The sequence below is a fragment of the Mesorhizobium sp. CA10 genome (assembly GCF_020165285.1).
Classification (GTDB): Bacteria; Pseudomonadota; Alphaproteobacteria; order Rhizobiales; family Rhizobiaceae; genus Mesorhizobium.
On record NZ_JAIUHV010000002.1, the window covers coordinates 429,343 to 451,229 of the forward strand.

Below are 21,887 nucleotides of genomic sequence, written 5' to 3' on the forward strand. Positions count from 1 at the left end.
AAGCTATCCAAAGCAGCGCCGCGTGTCCGCGCGACACGCGGCGCTGCTGTTTTCGATGCATGGGAACCGCCGTGGCGCTCAAATCCAAACTGCTGCTCATCATCCTCGACGGCGTGCCCTACCGGAACTGGCGCCGGCTGATGGGCAATCTCGAAGGCTGGGCGCAGTCGGGCGAGGCGCAGGTGTGGAAGATGCGCTCGGTGCTGCCCTCGACCTCCGCCTGCTGTTACGCCTCGATCCACACCGGTGTCACGCCGCAGGTGCACGGCATCCTTTCCAACGAGAACCGCTTTCGCGTCACGCAGCCGGATATCTTTTCGGAAGTGAGCAAGGCCGGCGGCAAGACGGGCGCGGTGACCCATTCCTACTGGTCGGAATTCTTCCGCTCGTATCCGTTCGACCTTGTCGAGGACATGGAGTTCGACGAGCCGGGCGGGCCGATCACGCATGGCCGCTTCCACACCATGACCGGCTACAATCTCAAGAATCAGATGACGCCAAGCGATGTCGACCTGTTCGCGACGCTGACGATGCTGACCAAACGCCATGGCATCGACTACGGCATCCTGCACACCTGCACGCTGGATTCGATGGGTCACCGCTTCGGCCATGACTGCCACGAGATGGACCATGCCTGCTACGCGACGGACGGCATGTTGGCAGCCTTCCTGCCGCAATGGCGCGCAGCCGGCTATGAAGTGATCGTGACGGCCGACCATGGCCAGACCGATCGCGGCCACCATGGCGGCCATGACGACGAGATGCAGGATTTCGCGCTCTATTATTTCGGGCCAGCGAAGGGACCGGAGGCCGACACGCTGCTCGACCAGCTGCAGCTCGCGCCGACAGTGCTGAGCCGGCTTGGCGTGACGATACCGGAGACGATGAAGGCGAAGGCGTTTTTGGGTTAAGCGGCCTTTCCTTCTCCCCCCCTGTGGGAGAAGGTGGATCGGCGCGCAGCGCCGAGACGGATGAGGGGTGTTCCAGCGGAGTGAGACGCTGGCTTTCCCTGGAACACCCCTCATCCGGCCGCTTCGCGGCCACCTTCTCCCACAAGGGGAGAAGGAAAAGCGTCCCTACTGGCAACCTCCCCGCTCTTCAGTTAGCCTCCAAGAAAATCCTTGGCGGAGGGTGAACCTTTTTGGACCGATCAGCGACAGAGCTTCGAGGAGCCAGGCGGCTCGACCGGCCATGAATGCGGCGACGGAAACCGATCGCGCGCTTGTGGACCGGGTCGTGAAGGGCGACCGGGCCGCCGTCCGGCTCCTGTTCATGCGTCACCACGCGCGGATCTACCGCTTCGTGGCGCGCCAGACGGGATCGGAAATGATGGCCGACGATATCACGAATGAGGTTTTTCTGGAGCTGTGGAAACAGGCGCCCAGTTTCGAGGGCCGCTCTGAAGTTTCCACGTGGCTGCTCGGCATCGCCCGCTTCAAGGCGCTATCCATGCTGCGCAAGAAGAAGGAAGACTGGATCGACGACGACGACGCCGCGCAAATTCCCGACGGCGCCGACACGCCGGAAGTCGTGACCATGAAGGAAGACAAGGCCGCCGCCTTGCGCCGCTTCGTCGATGCCCTGCCGGAAGAACACCGCACGGTGATCGACCTTGCCTATTATCATGGCCAGTCGGTGACCGAGATCGGCGAGGTGCTCGACATCCCGGTCGCGACCGTCAAGACCAGGATGTTCTACGCCCGCAAGAAACTCGGCGAAGCCCTCAAGGCCGCCGGTTACGACAGGGGTTGGCCATGAGCGCCGCTGAAAAGATGTCGCGTCGCGACGAGATGGAAACGCTGCTGCCGTTCTACCTGAACGGCTCGCTGGAAGGCGCCGAGCTGGAGGCCGTCGAGGAGTGGCTGGCCACCGATCCGGCGGCGATGAATGCGCTTGGCGAAGCGGAGGCCGAGTTCTCCGGCACCGCAGCCGCCAACGAGGCGATCCGGCCGCCCGCCGACGCGTTCTCCCGCTTCTCCAAGGCGCTGGACGCCGAGGCCGGTCCGGTGCGAACGCCCGGCCAATCCTGGCTGGCAAGAGTCTTCGGCCGGGTGACGGCAATGCCTGCCGGTGTCGCCTGGGCGGCTGCCGCGGCGCTGCTTGCGCTGGTCATCGTGCAGTCCTTCGAACAGCCGGGCGGCAAGGGCAAGGACTTCGAGGTGGCCGGCGCTCAGGACGATCTGGCGAAGCTGCCTTTCGCGCTGGTCAAGTTCAAGGCGGATGCGAAGATGGCCGATATCGCCGCCTTCCTCGGCCAGAACGGGTTGAAGATCGCCGGCGGCCCGACCGCGGACGGCGTGTTCCACCTGACGATTCCGGCCAGCACGGCGGCCGATTACGACAAGCTCGTCGGCCTTATTGCCGCCCAGCCTTTCGCGGAGGCTGTGGTGCAGGGAAGGAAACCGGCCGATGGCGGCTAAGGCGGTCATTCTGCATGCGGCGCTCCTTGCGGCGGCGGCATTTGTCGCCGCGCCTGCCTCCGCGCAGACCAACGATCCGAACCTGACGCAAAAACAGCTCGATTGCCTGGACCGCACGACGGCGGCCGGTGGGGGCTGCGACAAGGAGGGCGGTGCCAGGAATGGCGTCGCGACGTCGGGCACGGCCATGGGCGGCGCGGTGGTCCTGCCGGCGCTCATCGTCGACCTGTTCCCGAATCCCCCGGCGAGCGCCGCCCCGCGAACGCCGGCGGACGGAACGTCGTCATCGAACGGTTCCAGCACCACGCCGCCACCCGCTCCAACGCCGAGCGGGCCCGTCACGGTGCCGCAGGGCCTCAATCTGGCGGAACCCCCGCGCGCGATCGCCGGTGAATTCGTGCCCGACGAAGTGCTGGTGACGGTCGCCGGCGATGCCGGCGTGGTGCAGCAGATCGCTAATTCCTTTGGCCTGCAGGTGCGCTCGCAGCGCCAGTCGCTGCTGCTCGGCACCACATTGGTGCGCTTCGGCATCACCGACGGGCGGCCGGTCGGCGTCGTGCTGGCGCAGCTCGCAGCCGATGGGCGCACGCAGCGGCGCGAGCCGAACCATATCTATTCGCTGCAACAGGCGGCGGGCATCGTCAACTACGCCTTCGAGCGCATCGCGCTCGATGCCAAGGCGGCGAGCGGCGAGAATGTGCGGGTCGCCGTCATCGACACCGGCATTGACGACAGCAACCCGGCGCTCGCCGGCGTGATTGCCGGCCAATACGACGCCATGCCCAACGTGCCGATCGAGAAGCGCGACCACGGCACCTCGGTCGACGGACTGATTGCCGGTGTCGGTCCGCTGGAAGGCATGGCGCCCGGCGCCAAAATCTATCACGCCCGCGCCTTCGAAGGCGGCAAGTCGACCATGGACGTCATCCTGTCGGCGCTCGACTGGGCGGCCGAGCAGAATGTGCGCATCATCAATATGAGCTTCGTCGGCCCGAAGAACGACCTGCTCGGCATCGCCTGCCGGAATGCGCGGGGGCTGGGCGTGGTGCTGGTGGCGGCCGCCGGCAACAACGGCCCGAAAGCGCCCTATGGCTATCCCGCCGCTTTCGACGGCGTCATCGCCGTGACCGCCACCGACGCCAAGGACGGGCTGATGCCGCAAGCCAATCGCGGCGCCTATGTCTTCATCTCGGCGCCGGGTGTCGAAATGGTGGCGCCGAGCGGCGCCGGCTCCGACGTGGTGACCGGCACCTCCTTCGCCGCCGCAATCGTATCCGGCGCCATCGCCAATCTCATCCATGCCGCGCCGAACCGCACGGCCGATGACATCGAGAAGGCGCTTGCGGCGACGGCCAAGGATCTTGGGCCCAAGGGGCGGGACAATGACTTCGGCTATGGGTTGCTGGACATCAAGGCTGCCGGGGCGGCGAAGGAGTGAGTCTCGTGTTCGAGAGGCTAATGCCCCGGTGCCTTTGGTGTTGAACCTCAATCAAAGGGTTATCGCAAATGGCCGCGATGAGCGGAGCCGGCCATTCGACAAATAGGCACGAACATCTTAGCTTCCGCAAATGACAGCCGATCTTCCCGAACTTCGGGGCGCTCGCCTCATCCTTCGCAGACCAATTCCCGAAGATGTGGAAGCTCGGCTAGCGCTCGGTCGGCATCGCGAGATCGTTGAAGCCTACGGTGGGATATTCGACCCAAACACAACCTTTACCCGAGCCGATGCCGAAGCAGCCATTCGCTTCATCGAGCAACAGGACTATGCATGGGTGATCGATGCAGGTTGCTTTGTCGGTCATGTGCGCCTTCACAGCATAGACTGGCACGATAAGAGGGCGGCCTTGGCCATCGGCATCGACGATCAAGCATACCTCGGCAAGGGATATGGCGCCGAAGCGATCAGGCTCGTCCTCGGTTATGCGTTTGGTCTTGGCCTGCACCGTGTGTTCCTGCGTGTATTATCGAGCAACTCCCGCGCGATCGCCTGCTACCGCAAATGCGGATTTGTGGAGGAGGGACGTGAGCGCGAAGCCGCATTGGTCAGCGGGGCTTGGCAGGAAGACATCATTATGGGGCTGCTGGACAGAGAATTTGGTCCGTCTGAAGGTCGATCCGGTCGCTTCAAAAGAACTTAGGGTTTAACTAATACCCGCATCGCAATCGGGCGTCATCGCAGTGACCGTCAGCGACCAATCGCCTATGGCGTGGGCGATTGAGAATGGACTTCCGGTCCCCGGTTTAAAGAGCCGGACCTAGCCGGACAGGGCTTCCGTCATAGAAACGCGACAATCGAAAACGGCTGAGGTCGTGGCCGGTTTCATTTCCCTGGATCATGTCGCAGACGACGCGGCCGATGCCAGGTCCGATACCGAATCCGTGGCCGCTCATGCCCGTTGCGACGAAAAGACCGCCGATCGCCTGGACCCGATCCACGACGGGGACGACGTCGGGCATGGCGTCAATCATGCCGCCCCAGCCGGCCTTCAGACGAACCGTCTCGAACCGGGGGAAAAGCTGTTTGAAATTGCGCTCGATCGAGCGAAGCTTTGCCGGCTCAGGGGCTGGGTTGAGCACGCGCATTCTTTCGAAAGGGCTTGCGGAATCCGGCGCCCAATTGCGTGGCGTCGACCAGCCGTCCGGGTAGCCTGACGGAGCGAACGGGAAATAGCGCGTTCCGAACGGATTGTCCCTGAGGGCGGGAATATACTTGGTGAAGTGCCGGAATGCGTCAGGCCCCAGATAAAGCAAGTGGCTGCCGCCCGCAGCGAGCGTATATCCGCCATCCTGCCTGCGCCTGAAAGCGATGTGGTCGTCGGCGGCCGCGCCTCGATAGACCTCAGGCATGGGTTCTGTGGCGGCCGCGGTAACGCGGACGCTGAGCTGGGGGATGGCTACGCCATGTCTCGCCAGGAACAGGGACGACCAGGCGCCGCCCGCGACCAGCACGGTTGAGGTCTCGATATATCCCGCCTCGGTCCAAACGCCCTTGATCCTGCCGGCTGCGATCTCGAGGGTGCGCGCCGCGCAATTCTCCACGATCCTGGCGCCTTTTCGCACGGCAAGCCTGGCTAACGCAGGCACCGCCAACCAAGGTTCCGCGCGCATATCTGAGGGCGTCGTCATCGCGCCCTTGAATCTGCGCGACATGCCGGTGATGAGTTTTGCGGTCTCGTCGGCGTCCAGAAGGCGCGTGTCGAGCCCATGGATCGCGGCGATCCTCATGAATTCTTCGAACTTGGCCATGTCCTTGTCGGCGTTCGCCAGGTAGGTCACGCCTGTCTGGTTGAGCCCGATGTCCTCGCCGCATTCCTCGGCCAGTTGCCGCCATAGGCGACAGGCCTCGATGACGATCGGCAGCTCATCCGCGTCCCGTCCCTGCTTTCTGATCCAGCCCCAATTGCGGGAGGACTGTTCGGCCGCAACGCGGCCTTTTTCCAGCAGCGTCACCGGAATGTTTCGGGAAGCAAGGAAGAGGGCCGTCGTTACGCCGATGATGCCGCCACCGACGATCACCACCTCCGAAGTCTTCGGCGGAGGACCGGGGTACTGGACTGGATCCGCTTCGGTGAACGGGAATGTCGGCAAATGGCGCACCCGGAAGGACTGGTTGACGGTTCTGGCTTACCGGTTGTCACCGTCCAGCATCAGGAGCAGCCGAAGGCTGACCGTTGTCCCACGGCAGTCGCCCGGAATGAGTCAGTGGCGAAGCTGTTGGATTAGGCCCCTATACCGGCGCTCCGGCCACCGACCCTCGCACCACCAGATCCACTGGCCAGACCTCACCGCGAGCCCCCTCTTCCAACCCCGATATCCGCGCGGCGAGGCGCTCGGCGACACGCGCGCCGGCGAGGCGGATCGAGGAGCGTGTCGTCGACAGCGGCACCGGGAAATTCTCCGGCCGCAGCCAGGGGAAGACGTCGTCATGGGCGATCAGCGAGAGGTCGCCCGGAATGGTGAGGCCGAGATCGCGCACGGCGCGCACCACACCCAGCGCCATGATCAGGCTGGAGCAGACGATCGCCGTCGGCGGCTCAGCCTCCTCGAGCAGGCGGCGGGCGGCCCGGTAGCCGTTTTCCTCGGTCATCGCCACCGAGCGGATGTGGCGTTCGCCGAGTGCCAGCCCGTTCGCGGCAAGCGCGCGGCGCATGCCGCGCTCGCGGTGGATGGCGAAGGTCTCGCGCTCGTTGCCGTTGATCAGCGCCAGGCGCTTGTGGCCGAGCTGGATCAACAGTCTCGACGCTTCGTGGAAGGCGCCCTCATTGTCGATGTCGAGATAGGGATAGTCGAAATCGAAGCCTTCGCTGCGGCCATGGACGATGAAAGGGATGCCCAGCGTGTTGACCAGCGCCAGCCGCTTGTCGGCCGGCCGCGGCGAGGACAGGTAGACGGCGTCGACCTGGCGGTTGGCGACGATGCGGCGGTAGGTCGTTTCCTCGTCGTCGGCATCGGCGGGCGAAAGCACAAGGTCGAGCTCGTGCGCACGGGCATAGTCGCCGAGGCCGGAGAGGAATTCGACGAAGTGCGGATCGATGTCGACGGCGGCACCGGTCGGCAGCACATAGCCGATCATTCCCGACTTGCCGGTGGCGAGCCGGCGCGCGCTGGGGTTGGGCCGGTAGCCATGGCGCTTGGCGGCATCCATAACCCGGCGCCGGGTCTCCTCGTTAACCTCGGGGTAGCCGTTCAGCGCCCGGCTCACCGTGGTCTGCGAGAGCGACAGCATATGCGACAGCTGCTTGAGGTTCATCGGAGGCCCTCCAGCCTCAAAGCGCTTTCAATTTTGAATCGGTCTGACGATTGTTGGCGTGATCATCAAGCATGACGACCTTAGAGGCCAGACAGCGTCGTTTGAAGCAAAATTGCTGCTGCAGTGCCAAAAAAGCATGCTGCGCTGCACTTTTTTCGCTTAATCTTCTCCTATTTAAATCGATTAATGACGCGCCCACTTGACTCCAAGGCGATTCAATGGCGAGATCAAAATAGCCAAAGCGCTTTGGAAGTCTCTTCGAAAGGTTGCGGTTGCCCTTTCGCTGAGTCACAGTTCCGCGGCGTCGGCGGACGAAATGGAGGTTTCGTCCTTTTTGTGATCACTGGGAGGACTTGCGATGAAGAAAATGCTTCTCTTGGGTGCGGCGTTCGCGGCACTCACCCTCAGCCTGCCGGCGCAAGCCGAACTGAAGTTCAAGCCGGGCGAGGATTCGAAATTTCATTGGGCGAATTACGACGACCTCAAGAAGGTCGACCTCAAGGGCGAGACGCTGACGATCTTCGGGCCGTGGCGCGGCGAGGACGAGGCGCTTGTCCGATCCGTTCTCGACTATTTCCAGGAAGCGACCGGCGCTGAGGTGAAATATTCCTCGTCCGAGAATTATGAGCAGCAGATCGTCATCGACACCCAGGCCGGCAGCCCGCCCAACATCGCCGTCCTGCCGCAGCCCGGCCTCATCCAGGATCTTGCTTCCAAGGGCGTGCTGACCCCGCTGGGCGACGACGTCGCGGCCTGGATCAAGGAAAATTACGCCGCCGGCGACTCCTGGGCCAAGCTCGGCACCTATACGGGCAAGGACGGCAAATCGGGCTTCTATGCCTTTCCCTACAAGATCGACGTGAAGGGGCTCGTCTGGTACTCGCCCGACAATTTCGACGAGGCCGGCTACAAGGTGCCGAAGACCCAGGAAGAACTCGCCGATCTGGAGAAGAAGATCGTCGCCGACGGCGGCAAGCCCTGGTGCATCGGGCTGGGTTCGGGCGGCGCCACCGGCTGGCCGGCGACCGACTGGGTCGAGGACATCATGCTGAGGACGCAGCCGCCGGAAGTCTACGACAAGTGGGTGAAGAACGAGATCCCGTTCACCGATCCGGCCGTGGTCAACGCCATCGACATCTTCGGCAAGATCGCCACCGACGACAAGATGGTGGACGGCGGCGCCAAGGCGGTCGCGGCGACCGACTTCCGCGACAGCCCGAAGGGCCTCTTCACCGTGCCGCCCAAGTGCTACATGCACCACCAGGCATCGTTCATCCCGTCCTTCTTCCCGGAAAACGTGAAGCTCGGCCAGGACGCCGACTTCTTCCCCTACCCGCCTTACGCCTCCAAGCCGGAACTGGGCACGCCGCTGGAAGTGGCCGGAACGCTGGTGATGATCACCAAGGATTCCAAGGCCTCGCGCGAGTTCATCAAGTTCCTCGAGATGCCGCTCGCGCATGAATTGTGGATGGCGCAGAAGAGCTTCGTCACCCCCTTCAAGGCGGCCAACAAGGAGGCCTATGGCAGCGACGCGCTGAAGAAGCAGGGCGAGATCCTGGTCGGCGCCACGACGGTCCGGTTCGACGGATCCGACCTGATGCCGGGCAAGATCGGCGCCGGCTCGTTCTGGACCGGCATGGTCGACCTGGTGGGCGGCAAGTCCGCGCAGGACGTCGCCGCCGACATCCAGAAAAGCTGGGACGGCATCAAATAGCATCCTGAAATCTTCCTAATCCTCCTATTGGACCCGGGCTACGGTCCGGGTCCGACCGGCGGTCCGCGCCGGAAGCCTTCGCGTTTCGATTGTTCCTAATAACCGAAAGTCGGTGCATCCGATCGCCAGCCTCGGCCGGCCGGTCATGCGCAGGGAGAGGGACCCATGGCGGCTCAGATTTTCTCGGCCATCTTCGTCATCATCGTCGGCGTCGGCGGCTGTGTCGCCTATTTCTGGGGCGCCAACAAACTGCTCGATCTCGTCTTCCCGTCACGCGGCGTCTCGGGCACCGCCGCCGTCGACAATTTGCGCCGGCAGGGAATGGTGCGACCCTGGCTGTTCGTCGGCCCGGCGATGATCATCCTAGCCATCTACCTGATCTACCCGGTGATCGCGACGCTGTGGCTCTCCTTCTTCGACCGCGGCGGCACCAATTTCGTCGGGCTCGCCAATTATGAATGGGCGGTCAGCGATCATGATTTGCGCAATTCGATCTTCAACAACATCCTGTGGCTGGCCGTGGTGCCGGCTGCCTGCACCTTCCTCGGCCTGATCATCGCCGTGCTCACCGACAAGATCTGGTGGGGCACCATCGCCAAGAGCCTGATCTTCCTGCCGCTGGCGATCTCCTTCGTCGGCGCCAGCGTGATCTGGAAATTCATCTACGAGTACCGTGGCGAGGGCCAGGTGCAGATCGGCCTGCTCAACGCCATCATCCAATATTTCGGCGGCCAGCCGCAGGTTTGGATATCGCTGCCGTTCTGGAACAATTTCTTCCTGATGATCATCCTGATCTGGATCCAGACCGGCTTTGCGATGGTCATCCTGTCGTCGGCGCTGCGCGGCATTCCGGAAGAGACGCTGGAAGCGGCCGTGATCGACGGCGCCAACCCGTTCCAGATCTTCTGGAAGATCATGGTGCCGCAAATCTGGGGCACGATCGCCGTGGTGTGGACCACCATCACCATCCTGGTGCTGAAAGTGTTCGACATCGTGCTGACCATGACCAACGGCCAGTGGAATACACAGGTGCTCGCCAATCTGATGTTCGACTGGATGTTCCGCGGCGGCGGCGATTTCGGCCGCGGCGCGACCATCGCCATCATCATCATGATCGCGGTCATCCCGATCATGGTCTGGAACATCCGCCAGGCCAACAAAGAGACGGGAGGGCACTGAGATGGCGACCAAGACCGGAAAGTCCTTTGTCGGCCGCTTCGGCGTCCATATCGCCGTGCTCGTCTTCGTGGCGATCTGGACAATCCCTACCCTCGGCATCCTCGTCTCGTCGCTGCGCGACAAGGACCAGATCGTCGCCTCCGGCTGGTGGAACTCCTTCGCCAGCTCCAGCCAGAGCGAGGCGGGACGGCTGCCGGGCGCGTCGGCGCAAACCCAGAAGGACGGCAAATACGTCATCGAGGGCAATATCTTCGGCGATGGCCCCAAGCGCGAGATCAGCGCCTTCGGCGTCAAGTCCTCCGCGCCGACGCAGTACAAGGCGGGATCGGTTGCCGACCTCGATGACGGCGTCACGCTGCAGATGAATGCCGACGGCGGCTTCGTGCTGTCGTCACCGAAGGCCTTCGAGGGCGACCGCGGCCAGCGCGTCTATTTCGCCTCCTCGGCGCCGCCGAAATTCACCACGGACAACTACGATTCGGTGCTGTTTTCCGAAGGCATCGGCCGCTCGTTCATGAACTCGCTGACGGTGACCATCCCGGCGACGATCATCCCAATCCTGATCGCAGCCTTCGCAGCCTACGCGCTGGCCTGGATGCGCTTTCCCGGCCGGCCGCTGCTGATCGCGGTGATCATCGGCCTTCTGGTGGTTCCGCTGCAGATGTCGCTGATCCCGCTGCTCAGGCTCTATAACGGGGTCGGCGCCTTTTTCGGCGTGCCGTCCAAGACCTATCTCGGCATATGGCTGGCACATACCGGCTTCGGCCTGCCTTTCGCCATCTACCTGCTGAGGAGCTATATCGCCGGCCTGCCGCGCGAGATCATGGAATCGGCACGCATCGACGGCGCCAGCGACTTCGAGATCTTCGTCAAGATCGTGCTGCCGCTGTCCTTCCCGGTGCTTGCCTCCTTCGCCATCTTCCAGTTCCTGTGGGTATGGAACGATCTACTGGTGGCGATGGTTTTCCTCGGCACGGCGCCCGATCAGATCGTGCTGACGGCCAAGCTCAACGCGCTGCTCGGCTCGCGCGGCGGCAAGTGGGAGATCCTGACCACATCGGCGTTCATCACCATCATCGTGCCGCTGTTCGTGTTCTTCTCGCTGCAGCGCTATTTCGTCCGCGGGCTGCTTGCCGGCTCGGTGAAAGGAGGTTGAAGACATGCAATCGGCTTTGAAGGCGACGTCGCAGCCAGACCCGGCCGTGGACCGCGACTGGTGGCGGGGCGCGGTGATCTACCAGATTTACCCGCGCTCCTATCAGGACTCCAACGGCGACGGCATCGGGGACCTGAAGGGCATTGTTCAGCGCCTGCCCTATATCGCTTCGCTCGGCGTCGATGCCATCTGGATCTCGCCCTTCTTCAAATCGCCGATGAAGGATTTCGGCTACGACGTGTCGGACTATTGCGACGTCGACCCGATGTTCGGAACGCTCGCCGATTTCGACGCGCTGGTGACGGAAGCCCATCGCCTGGGCCTCAAGGTGATGATCGACGAGGTGCTGTCGCACACCGCCGACATCCACCCCTGGTTCAAGGAAAGCCGTTCCAGCCGCAACAATCCGAAAGCCGACTGGTATGTGTGGGCGGACGCAAAGCCCGACGGCACGCCGCCCAACAACTGGCTGTCGATCTTCGGCGGCTCGGCCTGGCAGTGGGACACCAGCCGCCAGCAGTATTACATGCACAATTTCCTGGCCGAGCAGCCCGACCTCAACTTCCACAACGCAGAAGTTCAGGACGCGCTGCTCGACATCACCCGCTTCTGGCTGGAGCGCGGCGTTGACGGCTTCCGCCTCGACACGATCAATTTCTACTTCCATAGCCAGGGGCTGGAGGACAATCCGCCGCTGCCGCCGGAACAGCGCAACGACCAGACGGCGCCGGCGGTCAATCCCTACAATTACCAGGACCATATCTACGACAAGAGCCGGCCGGAGAATCTCGGCTTCCTGGAGCGCTTCCGCGCGCTTCTCGACGAATATCCGGCGCAGGCCGCCGTCGGCGAGGTGGGCGATTCCCAGCGCGGCCTGGAGGTGGTCGCCGCTTACACCGCCGACGGCAAGCGCGTGCATATGTGCTATTCCTTCGACTTCCTGGCGCCGGAGAAGATCAGCGCGGCGAAAGCGCGCGCGGTGCTGGAGGCCTTCGGCACGGTCGCCAGCGACGGCTGGTCGTGCTGGGCCTTCTCCAACCATGACGTGATGCGGGTCGCCTCGCGCTGGGCCGCCAACGAGGCGGATCCGATCGCCTATCTGAAGGTGATCTCGGCGCTTTTGATGTCGCTGCGCGGCTCGGTCTGCATCTATCAAGGCGAAGAGCTCGGCCTTGGCGAGGCGGAGCTGAAGTTCGAGGACCTGCAGGATCCCTACGGCATCCGGTTCTGGCCGGAGTTCAAGGGTCGCGACGGCTGCCGCACGCCGATGGTTTGGGACGCGGCCGCCAAGAATGGCGGTTTCTCGACCGCCAAGCCGTGGCTGCCGGTGCCGGGCAAGCACCTGTCGCAGGCGGTCAACGCGCAGCAGGGCGACGCAAGCTCGCTGCTCGAACATTACCGCCGCTTCCTAGCCTTCCGGCGCCAGCATCCGGCGCTGACCAAGGGCGACATCAACTTTATCGAAAGCGATGGTGACACCGTCGCCTTCACGCGCCGCGAGGGCAATGAGCGGATCGTCTGCGCCTTCAATCTCGGCAGCAAGCCCTCCGAGGTCGATCTCGGCAAAGGTGCGCTGCAACCCTTGCCCGGGCACGGCTTTTCGGGACAGACTGGCAGCGGGCCGGTCCGCCTCGGCGGCTACGGCGCCTGGTTCGGACGCATCGACTGAACTTCTAAAACAGGGATCAACGGGAGAAGAAAAACATGGCCGATGTCACGCTCAACCAGGTGAAGAAATCATACGGAAACCTCAACATTCTCCACGGCATCGACCTCGATATCAAATCAGGCGAGTTCATCGTCTTCGTCGGGCCGTCGGGTTGCGGCAAGTCGACCTTGCTGAGGTCGATCGCCGGCCTCGAGGAGATCACGTCGGGCGAGCTGAAGATCGACGGCGAGGTGGTGAACGACGTGCCGCCGTCGAAGCGGGGCATCGCCATGGTGTTCCAGTCCTATGCGCTCTATCCGCATATGACGGTTTACGACAACATGGCCTTCTCGATGAAGATCGGCAAGGAAAGCAAGGCCGAGATCGACAAGCGCGTGCGCCAGGCGGCGGAGATCCTGCAACTGACCAAATATCTCGACCGCCTGCCCAAGGCGATGTCGGGCGGCCAGCGCCAGCGCGTCGCCATCGGCCGCGCCATCGTGCGAAACCCGAAGGTGTTCCTGTTCGACGAGCCGTTGTCGAATCTCGACGCAGCACTGCGCGTCGCCACCCGCATCGAGATCGCCAAGCTCAAGGAATCGATGCCGAACACCACCATGATCTACGTCACGCACGACCAGGTCGAGGCGATGACGCTGGCGGACCGCATCGTGGTCTTGAAGGAAGGCGTTATCGAGCAGGTCGGCACGCCGATGGAACTCTACAAGCGGCCCGGCAACCTGTTCGTCGCCCAGTTCATCGGCTCACCGGCCATGAACATATTGCCGGCAAAGATCGAGAAGGCCGGCAATCCGACCGTGGTCAGCCATGTCGGCGGCCGCAAGGCGACGGTGCCGATCGCGACGCCGGCCTCGGCCAATGGCGCGGCGGTCAGCTTCGGCGTGCGGCCGGAGGATCTCGCGATTGCCACAGGCGCGGACTTTCTGTTCGAAGGCAAGGTCGACTATATCGAGCAGCTCGGCGAGGTTCAGCTCGTCTATATCGATATCGGCCGCGCCGACCTGCCGCTGGTTGCCAAGCTGCCGGGCAATGTCGAGGTCAAGCGCGGCGAGACGCTGCGGCTCAACGCCGGCGCCGGCGATCTGCACATCTTCGACGCCGACGGCCATTCCTTCACGCTGCATCGCGAGGAAGCAAAGGCTGCCTGACGCTAGAGAGTTTCACCGTTTCACCGAAACGGCGAAACTCTCTATCTCTTTGTTTTCACGCAATTTCGGACGGAAAACCGCTTACACTTTTCCTGGAATTGCTTTATCGGCAGGCTGGCTTTCCCGGCAAAAAAAGAGAGCGGCGGGCCTGGCCCGCCGCTCTCTCTTTCAAATCACAGTCGGCTGTCAACGGTTGCCAAAGTGGTCGCGGTCGGCACCCTGGGGCGCCGACTTCTGCACGTCGCGCGACGAGTTCAGCAGCTTGTAGACAGGCGAGTCGGTGCCGATCGACGACGTAGGGGTGGTATCGACCGCCGGGGCCGGCTGGTTGACGCCACTGTTGTTGTAATTGTCGCTGCCCGCAAAAGCAGCGCCGGAAACGGCCAGCAGGGCGGCCGTGGCAAGAACGATCTTCTTCATTTCAGTGCTCCTGAATCTTGTGATCCGACCGATGCCGGCGGGCGAGCCCGCCGCCGGTTAAAGGTCGGCTGTTAGTTGTTGCCGAAAAGGTTGTGGTCGGCGCCCGTCGTGGCAGGCTGCTGAGTGGCCGGCGCAGACTGGCGGACCGCAGCCGTGTAGGACGAGTCGACCTTGGCCGCCGCCTGATTGGCTTCATTCGGGTTGTAATGGTCGCTACCAGCAAAGGCGCTGCCAGAAATTGCCAGAAGGGCTGCGGCAGTGAGAACAATCTTTTTCATTTTTGCTACTCCAGTATCTTTATTCAGTCCGTCTAGCGGCGTGTCTTGGGAATGAAATCGCGTCGTTCGGACAGCGCTGATTTGGGTGAGCCGAGGGCGGGATTCCAATCACGAAGTTTTTCCGTCTGGACCATGATTGCGCATCTTGAAGTTTTGATAAGCATGCCTATGACTTTATTTTTATCGCATTTAATCAAGGACTTATGAAGATTTGACCGTTGGCTCACCAAATGTATCGGAGCGCGAACGTTCACACCGTCCTGCACGCACCGTCAACAGAAACGAACCGTTCAGTTCGATTTTAGAATCTCCTAATAGTCACTTTTCGATACCATTAACCATCATACCCCCGCTCCACAGGCCGATTCGGCCCGCTCCATGACCGTGTTCAGACTGAAGGCCAGCGGGCATTCGCGCCGGGAGGGTCGCGGTCGCCCTGCTTGTCGGTGCCCGTAATCGGGGCTCGAACCGCGAATTGAACACCAAAATGGTCGAGATGACGCCGTTATGCCCTGCCTTGCCAAGCAAGGATCGAGTGTTTACAGGCGTTGTCCAGGGGTCAGGGCAACGATACGACCGGCGCAGCCGCCGGCCGGAATTGCAGAGCGGGGGTCAAGAACATGCCTCTTTCCGACGTCTACGCCGTTGCGAGCCGGGACATCGTCTTCGAATCCTTCGACGGCGAAGCTGTCGTGCTCGACCTCTCCAACGGCAAGTATTTCGGCTTCTCCGATTCCGGCAGCAAAATGTGGCAGGCGCTGTCCTCGGGTGTCGGCACCGAAGCGCTGATCCGATCGGCCGCTGGCAGGATCGACGCCGCCGCCATCGAGGCATTCATTACGCAGCTGGTCGAGTTCGGGCTGCTGACGCCTTCCAGCGCAACGCCGCTGCCCTCATCCGACGATTTGCCGGCGGCGCTGGCTGCGGCGAGCGAACCGCTCACCGTGAGCGTCCATGACGATCTTGCCGACTTGATCATCGTTGACCCGATCCATGAAGTCGAGGAGCCGCTCGGCTGGCCGGCCGTCAGGCAGGTTTCCTGAACCGGCGAAGGGTCAGGGCGGCCGGAACAGACCATGCCACATGTGACGCTCGAGACCCTACCGGACTATGCCCGCTTTCTCATCGCCGCTGCCGAAGGCGCGGCGGTGCAGTTTCCGGTCCGGCGTGCTATCCGCCTGCCGGGGCTGGAATTGATCGCGCATCTCGATCCCGGCGCGCTCGCTGATGCCCTTGGCCAGGCCTTCATCGAAGCCGAAGGCGATCCGCGGGACTCCCGCCAATGCCGTATCTTCATCGGCCATCCAGGCATCGGCGACATGCCGGAACCGGCAAGCTGGGGCGATGCGCATTTCACCGAGCACGGCTTTGCCCGGAAACTTGCGGAGGCAGGGCTGCGCGGCCATCATTACCACGATCTGGATTTCTGGCAGGTCTACGATCCCGCCCGACGGATCGGCGTCCAGTTGATGCGGTCTCCCGACGCGTTTCCGCCTTGGGAGCAGGGGTCGCCGCTGCGCGCCTTCCTGCACTGGGAATACGCCGCGCGCGGCATGCGCCTTGCCCATGCCGGCACGCTGGGCCTCGACGGCAGGGGCGTGCTGCTGGCAGGCGCCGGGGGTGCGGGAAAATCCGGAACCGTCGTAGCAGGACTGCTCAACGGGCTGGACAGCGTCGGCGACGATTACGTGCTGATCGACCTTTCCGGCGGCGTGACCGCGCGACCGCTGTTTTCGATCCTGAAGCAGGATCCGCCGGGTTTCGCCCGGCTCGGGCTGGAAAGGCGGCTGGGAACCGGCCGCCCGCTCAACTGGCAAGGCAAGCATGCCTTCCACATTCACGAGATCGCGCCCCGGCCAAAACGTGAGAGTCTGGACATTTGCGCGTTGCTGGTGCCACATGTCAGCGGCGGAAAGACAAGTTCGATCGCACCGATTTCGCGCAAGGATGCCATCATGGCACTGGCGCCGTCCGGCATCGCCCAGATGCCTGGCGAACGCGAAAGCGGTTTTCGCTTCTTCAGCGATCTGACTCGGCTACTGCCATGCTACCGAATTTCACTTGGGTCACGCCCAGAAGAAATCGCCGCTACGATTGCGGATTTCCTTGTCCGGAGCGCCCGGTGAAGTTGAGCGTGATCATGCCTGTCTACAATCGCGAGCGCTATGTCGTTGCGGCATTGCGTTCGCTCATCAGGCAGCGCGACGCCGCCGATCTCGACATCATCGTCATCGATGACGGCTCGACCGACGGTTCGGCCCAAGCGGTGCGCGCGATGATGGACGAAGCATCTTGCATCCGGCTGTTTCGGCAGGAAAACATGGGCGTGACCCGGGCGCGCAACAGCGGGCTCAGCCGGCTCAAGCCCGAGACGGAACTGGTGTCCTTTCTCGATTCGGACGACATCTCGCCAGCCGGGCGCTTCGCGGCGGATCTGGACCTTTTCAGGCGCGATCCTTCTCTCGAGCTCACCTATTCCAGGATGATGCTGGTCGACAGAATCGACGACGAGACGCTGGAGCCGACCCGCGACAGCACCAGCATCACGGTTCGCGGCATCCATCTCTCGGCGGCGATCTTCTCGCGCCGTCTGGTCGACCGGATCGGCGCTTTCGACGAGGACTTCGTCCAGGCCGAGGATACCGACTTCCTGCTGCGCAGCTTCGAGGTCGGCCCCCGATGCGCGCTTCCGGACACGCTGGCGCTTTATTACCGGCGGCACGCCGGCAACATGACAAGGCAGCAAGATGTCCAGTCGCGCGAGTTCATGCGCGCGATCTACAAGTCGATGAAGCGGCGCAGGGGCAACCCTTCGCTCAAGCCGATCGAAGGCATCTTCGAACTGAAGAAACTCGCGGACTGGCAGTTCATGTCATGAGCGCATACGGCGTCGTCATTCCGGCCTACAACGCCAGCGCCACGATCGCGGAGACGCTGCGATCGGTGGCGGCGCAGACGTTGCGGCCCGAACTGGTCGTGGTGGTCGACGACGGCTCGACCGACGATCTCGCCGCCGCGATCGGCGGCATCGACCTGCCGCTCAGGCTTTTGCGCCAGGACAATGCCGGACCCGGCAGCGCGACCACCCGCGGCATCGCCGCGCTGTCGACGCCCTTCGTCGCCACGCTCGATGCCGACGACCTTTGGCTGCCTGAAAAGATCGCGGCGCAGCTTGCCCATCTCGAACGGCTTCCCGGCATATCCGGGGTCTTCACCCATATGCGCGCCTTCCGCGACGGAGAGCCCGACGCGATGGCCCCGACCGCAACCCCCGGCTGGTCGCGCTCGACGATGCTGATGCGCCGGGAGACCGCGGAGAGCGTCGGCCCGATGGTCGATCCGCCGGGCGGCCGCGGCGAGATGATCGACTGGATCGCCCGCGCGCGGGAAAGCGGTTTTGTCCTCGACATGATGCCTGATGTCCTGGCGCTGCGGCGCATCAGGCCGGGGAGCCTGTCCTATGGGCGCGACGCGGCACGCGACCGCGGTTACCTGGAAGTGGCACGCCTGGCCATGCTGCGACGGGCACAAAGCAAAGCCGGTTCCAGCTGATGGCGAAGATCCGTCGCATCGGCAGGCGTTTTCCAGACTATGGCTGGTCCTGGCCGACCGGCTCGCTCGACCAGTTGCTCAAGGCGGCACTTCTGCCCGACGAAGAGGCGGCGCGCCTTTGCGCCGCCGGCTGGCTGAACGAGAACGACATCGACCACGTCTCCTTCCGGGAACACCGGTTGCTTGCCGCGATTTCCGACAGGTTCGGACGCAAGCTTGCCGGCAACGCCGCTTATCCGCGCCTGGTCGGCCTGCAGAAGATGCTGTGGACCAAGTCGCGCATGGCCATGCGCGAGGCCGAGCCCGCACTGAAGGCGATGGTCGATGCCGGTTGCACGGTGATGTTGATCAAGGGCGCCAGCCGCACCGCGCTCGATGCCGCCGCGCAGCGCGGGCGCGTGGCGCATGACATCGATATACTGGTGCGGCCGGGCGATATGCAGCCGGCCTTCGATGTGCTGCGCGACCGCGGCTGGCAGATCGCCAGCGGTGTTTCCCCGCAGTATCTGCGCGCACGGCTGGGATCGCTGCGCTCGATGAATTTCTTCAAGGGCAATTACGGCGACATCGACCTGCATCAGCTTGCCTATGACGGGTCGCAGCAGAACACCGAGGACGACCTCGCCATCTGGCGCCGCGCGATTGCCGCCAAATTCAGCGACGTCAGCGTAGTCGTCCCCTCGGCCGCCGACCGCACCGCGCTCGCCATCGCGCATGGCGGCCTCGACGCACATACGCATAGCGACTGGCTGGTCGATTGCACCGTGGCCATCGAGGGCGGCACTGTCGACTGGACCATATTCCTCGATGTCATCGCCAGGCGCAGTCTCGCCGTCGCCGCGGCGGTGGCGCTTTCCTATCTTGCGCTGGAGATCGGCATCGCTGTGCCGGAGGCCGTGCTGGCCAAGGTGGTGGACATGGCTGACCGGCGCGGCGCGGCGCGGCTGTCGTCGGTTCTGCAGGCCAAGCCGCGCACCGATTTCGGCGCGCTGACCTGGCTGTCGCGGGGATTTGCAAAGCAGTTGCGCCTGCAGCGCAAGAAAGGCCGGCTGAAGCAGACCGAGCCCGACATCGTGTGGCGCGGCAAGTCCGTGACGACGAAGGCGACAGGCGGGCCTGCCGCATTTGTGCTCTCGCAAACCCTGGACGGACCGCAGGGCGAAGCCAGCGAGATGACGCTCGATCTTATCGTGCGCATCGTCGTCCCGCCGGTCAGGCGACGCATCGAGATGGAGATCAATGCGGGCGACCGGCACGTGGCCCGGCTGCGCTCGATGTCGATCAGTCGTTCCGGCGGGGAGCGGATGCTGCGCTTTCGCGGCAAGGTGAAGCTTGAGGGGACAGGACGGGCCCTGGTGCTGGAGGCTCGGCCGTCACGCCAGTTTCGCGTCTGGGACAACGAGCAGGCCGTCGCCAGCTACGGCGCGCTGCCTTTCCAGCTCGTTTCGGCGAAATTCTCTCCGACCGGCTGACATCAGCGCAACAGTCCGGGACGGCTCAAGAGCCTGGGGTAATCAGCTTCAGGGAGGGGAAATAGGTTCGATATCGGCCGATATCGCGGGTCAGAAGTGGAAGATGGCCGACCGCAGCGTGCGCACCAATGAAGAAGTCCGGCAAAACACCAGTCTTTTGTCCTCCTGACCGGTGGTACTGTGTAAATACCTTTCCGGCAAGGAAAAGAGCGGCCCTCGGCATGGGAGCCATTTCAAGACCGGCCGCATCGAGAAAAGCGTCAAGATCCTCGATGCGGGCATAGCGTACGGCGAGCTCGGCATAGACCGCATCGTTGATCAACAATGGTCCGTTGAGGCTCGCCGCCTCAAGCTGAGCAACCGACCAATCTGCCCAGTTTGGATCGTCAGTAACAAGGTCAAGCAGGACGTTGGTGTCGATGAGCGTCACGCTTCACCACGCGTCAGCGCCATGATCGCGTCGGTCGTAAGCCCCTCGCCGGCATGGCCGCGCAACTTGGCGAAGCGGCTCGCCGTTTGCTTTCTGTCGACACGAGCAAGCACTACGCTCCCATCGGCGGCGCGCCGGAAATCGACCCTGCTTCCCGGGACGATCCCCAACAGATCGCGGACCGGTTTTGGAATGGTGACCTGTCCTTTTGACGTAACGGTGGTGGCCATCTTCGCTCCTCAGTAATACCAATTGTAAGCAAGGTATTACCTATTGGGTCGAATTTCAACGGGCTTCTGTCAAACTCCATAGCGCTCGGTGCGGATAATCCCCGCCGGAACGCCGGCGCCAATCAGGGCATCAGCGGCGGCCGAGACGAAGGCGTTCGAGCCGCAGACATAGGCCAGCCTCGGTGCCTTCGGCAGGCGCTCGATGGCTTGCGCCATCATGCGGGCGTCGACGCGCCGGGAATAGTCGGGCGGCCGCCTCGCCGGCTCGCGGGTCAGCGTCAGCACCAGATCGAACCCGTCACGACGATCGTCGAGGCCGATCAGCTCGTCGCGAAAAATCACCTCGTCCCAGACCCGGGCCGAGAACACCAGCGCAACGGGCACCGCTTTGTTGCGCAGCGTGCGATGGCGCACCATCGCCATCAGCGGCACGACGCCCGAGCCGCCGCCTACCAGAAGGATCGGCCCGCCGTCGCTCTCCTCCCAGATGAAATGGCCCCCCAGCGGTCCGCGCAGCTCGATCTCGTCGCCGACGGCAGCGACATCGTGGAAGAAGGGCGAGACCTCGCCGTGGTCGAGCCGCTCGATCGCGAGCTCGACGACGGCACCTGCTTCGGGCGCCGAAGCTATGGAATAGGATCGGCGCGCCTGATAGCCGTCCGGCGCCGTCAGCCGGACTTCGACATGCTGTCCGGCCAGATGGGCGAAGCGCCGCGACGGCTGGAACCAGAAGCTGGTGACGCGTGGCGTGCGCTTTTCGATGCGGGTGATCGTGGCTGCCTGCCAGGGCGATTGCGGCGACGGCTCGGCGCTCATCGATTGCTGCTCACAAATCGCCCCTCACGGGTCACTGGAATAGCGCTGCTCGCGCCAGGGGTCGCCATACATGTGATAGCCGCGCAGCTCCCAGAAGCCCGGCTCGTCGCGCTCGGTGAACTGCAGCCCGTTCACCCATTTGGCCGATTTCCAGAAATAGAGATGCGGCACCAGAAGCCGGGCCGGCCCGCCATGATCAGGCGTGATCGGCTTGCCTTCGTAAAGCAGCGCCACCATCGCCTTGCCGGTGATGAGGTCCTTGGTCGGCACATTGGTGGAATAGCCGTCAAACGACAGCGCCAGCGTGTAGGCCGTCGGCGGCTCGATGCCGGCATCGGCGAGGATGTCGTCGATCATCACACCTTGCCAGGGCGTGTTGAACTTGGTCCAGGCCGTCACGCAATGGATGTCGCGCGTCATCTTGCTTTGCGGCAGCGCGTTGAATTCGGCCCAGTTCCATGTCTTGAGCGGTCGGGGCCCCCGCTTGAGGGTGAAGGACCAGTCCTCGGTACGCACCCGCGGCGTCGGCCCCGCCGACAAAACCGGGAAACCCTGCTCCAGATACTGGCCCGGCGGGATGCGCGTGTCGGTGTCGGAAGGAGGACGCCGTCCGGAAAAGAAGCCACGCGTAACCATCGAGACATCCCTTGCGC

General features: G+C 63.4%; 24 protein-coding genes. 15 read left to right on the plus strand and 9 right to left on the minus strand.

Annotation, left to right across the window (positions count from 1 at the left end):
* The first annotated feature begins 71 nt into the window (after window positions 1-71).
* The 5 genes from LB535_RS05510 to LB535_RS05530 all read left to right on the plus strand — a co-directional run bounded on the left by LB535_RS05510 (window position 72) and on the right by LB535_RS05530 (window position 4,558).
* Entirely contained in the window at window positions 72-911 is an 840-nt protein-coding gene (locus tag LB535_RS05510; protein WP_224631460.1) for an alkaline phosphatase family protein, read from the plus strand.
* 280 nt (window positions 912-1,191) lie between these two features.
* A complete protein-coding gene (locus LB535_RS05515; RefSeq protein ID WP_224631461.1) occupies window positions 1,192-1,758 on the plus strand; it encodes a sigma-70 family RNA polymerase sigma factor in 567 nt (188 codons plus the stop codon).
* Window positions 1,755-2,420, plus strand: coding sequence for an anti-sigma factor (locus tag LB535_RS05520; protein WP_224610188.1), 666 nt, complete (start codon window positions 1,755-1,757; stop codon window positions 2,418-2,420). Before LB535_RS05515 ends, LB535_RS05520 begins: the two co-directional genes overlap by 4 nt.
* Window positions 2,410-3,858, plus strand: coding sequence for a S8 family serine peptidase (locus tag LB535_RS05525; RefSeq protein ID WP_224631462.1), 1,449 nt, complete (start codon window positions 2,410-2,412; stop codon window positions 3,856-3,858). Before LB535_RS05520 ends, LB535_RS05525 begins: the two co-directional genes overlap by 11 nt.
* A gap of 130 nt (window positions 3,859-3,988) precedes the next feature.
* Complete coding sequence (locus LB535_RS05530) at window positions 3,989-4,558, plus strand: GNAT family N-acetyltransferase (protein ID WP_224631463.1); 570 nt, start codon at window positions 3,989-3,991, stop codon at window positions 4,556-4,558.
* A gap of 103 nt (window positions 4,559-4,661) precedes the next feature.
* On the opposite strand, the gene LB535_RS05535 is transcribed toward LB535_RS05530, so the two are convergent.
* The 3 genes from LB535_RS05535 to LB535_RS05545 form a co-directional block, all read right to left on the minus strand.
* Window positions 4,662-6,008, minus strand: coding sequence for an NAD(P)/FAD-dependent oxidoreductase (locus LB535_RS05535; RefSeq protein WP_224631464.1), 1,347 nt, complete (start codon window positions 6,006-6,008; stop codon window positions 4,662-4,664).
* Window positions 6,009-6,147: 139 nt separating this feature from the next.
* Window positions 6,148-7,170, minus strand: a complete 1,023-nt coding sequence (locus LB535_RS05540; protein WP_224604314.1) for a substrate-binding domain-containing protein — start codon at window positions 7,168-7,170, stop codon at window positions 6,148-6,150.
* A 16-nt stretch (window positions 7,171-7,186) separates the two neighbouring features.
* Window positions 7,187-7,462 carry a hypothetical protein gene (locus LB535_RS05545; protein WP_224631465.1) on the minus strand — a complete coding sequence of 92 codons (276 nt, stop codon included), beginning with the start codon at window positions 7,460-7,462 and terminating at the stop codon, window positions 7,187-7,189.
* A 66-nt stretch (window positions 7,463-7,528) separates the two neighbouring features.
* On the opposite strand from LB535_RS05545, the gene LB535_RS05550 reads away from it, so the two are divergent.
* From LB535_RS05550 to LB535_RS05570, 5 genes are all read left to right on the plus strand, one after another.
* Entirely contained in the window at window positions 7,529-8,884 is a 1,356-nt protein-coding gene (locus LB535_RS05550; protein WP_095768191.1) for an ABC transporter substrate-binding protein, read from the plus strand.
* Between the two features lie 165 nt (window positions 8,885-9,049).
* Window positions 9,050-10,063, plus strand: a complete 1,014-nt coding sequence (locus tag LB535_RS05555) for a carbohydrate ABC transporter permease (RefSeq protein WP_224631466.1) — start codon at window positions 9,050-9,052, stop codon at window positions 10,061-10,063.
* A gap of 1 nt (window position 10,064) precedes the next feature.
* The gene (locus tag LB535_RS05560) at window positions 10,065-11,219 is read left to right on the plus strand and encodes a carbohydrate ABC transporter permease (protein ID WP_140844682.1); all 1,155 of its coding nucleotides are present in this window, start codon (window positions 10,065-10,067) and stop codon (window positions 11,217-11,219) included.
* A gap of 4 nt (window positions 11,220-11,223) precedes the next feature.
* The gene (locus LB535_RS05565; protein WP_224631467.1) at window positions 11,224-12,888 is read left to right on the plus strand and encodes an alpha-glucosidase; all 1,665 of its coding nucleotides are present in this window, start codon (window positions 11,224-11,226) and stop codon (window positions 12,886-12,888) included.
* Window positions 12,889-12,923: 35 nt separating this feature from the next.
* Window positions 12,924-14,036 carry an ABC transporter ATP-binding protein gene (locus LB535_RS05570; protein WP_095768187.1) on the plus strand — a complete coding sequence of 371 codons (1,113 nt, stop codon included), beginning with the start codon at window positions 12,924-12,926 and terminating at the stop codon, window positions 14,034-14,036.
* A 186-nt stretch (window positions 14,037-14,222) separates the two neighbouring features.
* On the opposite strand, the gene LB535_RS05575 is transcribed toward LB535_RS05570, so the two are convergent.
* Together LB535_RS05575 and LB535_RS05580 are read right to left on the minus strand one after the other, a co-directional pair.
* Entirely contained in the window at window positions 14,223-14,456 is a 234-nt protein-coding gene (locus LB535_RS05575; protein ID WP_095768186.1) for a DUF680 domain-containing protein, read from the minus strand.
* A 71-nt stretch (window positions 14,457-14,527) separates the two neighbouring features.
* The gene (locus tag LB535_RS05580; protein WP_095768185.1) at window positions 14,528-14,734 is read right to left on the minus strand and encodes a DUF680 domain-containing protein; all 207 of its coding nucleotides are present in this window, start codon (window positions 14,732-14,734) and stop codon (window positions 14,528-14,530) included.
* Between the two features lie 620 nt (window positions 14,735-15,354).
* Here LB535_RS05580 and LB535_RS05585 point away from each other — a divergent pair.
* From LB535_RS05585 to LB535_RS05605, 5 genes are read left to right on the plus strand one after another with little or no spacing between them, the layout of a single operon-like run.
* Window positions 15,355-15,777 carry a PqqD family protein gene (locus tag LB535_RS05585; RefSeq protein WP_224631468.1) on the plus strand — a complete coding sequence of 141 codons (423 nt, stop codon included), beginning with the start codon at window positions 15,355-15,357 and terminating at the stop codon, window positions 15,775-15,777.
* Between the two features lie 33 nt (window positions 15,778-15,810).
* Window positions 15,811-16,860, plus strand: a complete 1,050-nt coding sequence (locus LB535_RS05590; RefSeq protein WP_224631469.1) for a serine kinase — start codon at window positions 15,811-15,813, stop codon at window positions 16,858-16,860.
* The gene (locus LB535_RS05595; protein WP_224631470.1) at window positions 16,857-17,612 is read left to right on the plus strand and encodes a glycosyltransferase family 2 protein; all 756 of its coding nucleotides are present in this window, start codon (window positions 16,857-16,859) and stop codon (window positions 17,610-17,612) included. The genes LB535_RS05590 and LB535_RS05595 overlap by 4 nt, the downstream gene beginning before the upstream one ends.
* The gene (locus LB535_RS05600) at window positions 17,609-18,286 is read left to right on the plus strand and encodes a glycosyltransferase family 2 protein (RefSeq protein ID WP_224631471.1); all 678 of its coding nucleotides are present in this window, start codon (window positions 17,609-17,611) and stop codon (window positions 18,284-18,286) included. The genes LB535_RS05595 and LB535_RS05600 overlap by 4 nt, the downstream gene beginning before the upstream one ends.
* Complete coding sequence (locus LB535_RS05605) at window positions 18,286-19,758, plus strand: nucleotidyltransferase family protein (protein ID WP_224631472.1); 1,473 nt, start codon at window positions 18,286-18,288, stop codon at window positions 19,756-19,758. Before LB535_RS05600 ends, LB535_RS05605 begins: the two co-directional genes overlap by 1 nt.
* A 25-nt stretch (window positions 19,759-19,783) precedes the next feature.
* Here LB535_RS05605 and LB535_RS05610 read toward each other — a convergent pair whose 3' ends face one another.
* The 4 genes from LB535_RS05610 to LB535_RS05625 form a co-directional block, all read right to left on the minus strand.
* On the minus strand, window positions 19,784-20,188 hold the full coding sequence (locus LB535_RS05610; RefSeq protein WP_224545298.1) for a type II toxin-antitoxin system VapC family toxin: 405 nt from the start codon (window positions 20,186-20,188) through the stop codon (window positions 19,784-19,786).
* Entirely contained in the window at window positions 20,185-20,418 is a 234-nt protein-coding gene (locus LB535_RS05615; protein WP_095768178.1) for an AbrB/MazE/SpoVT family DNA-binding domain-containing protein, read from the minus strand. The genes LB535_RS05610 and LB535_RS05615 overlap by 4 nt, the downstream gene beginning before the upstream one ends.
* A gap of 69 nt (window positions 20,419-20,487) precedes the next feature.
* Window positions 20,488-21,234: a ferredoxin reductase gene (locus LB535_RS05620; protein ID WP_224631473.1), complete on the minus strand. Its 747-nt coding sequence runs from the start codon at window positions 21,232-21,234 to the stop codon at window positions 20,488-20,490.
* A 24-nt stretch (window positions 21,235-21,258) separates the two neighbouring features.
* Entirely contained in the window at window positions 21,259-21,870 is a 612-nt protein-coding gene (locus LB535_RS05625) for a molybdopterin-dependent oxidoreductase (RefSeq protein WP_224631474.1), read from the minus strand.
* Window positions 21,871-21,887: the final 17 nt, after the last annotated feature.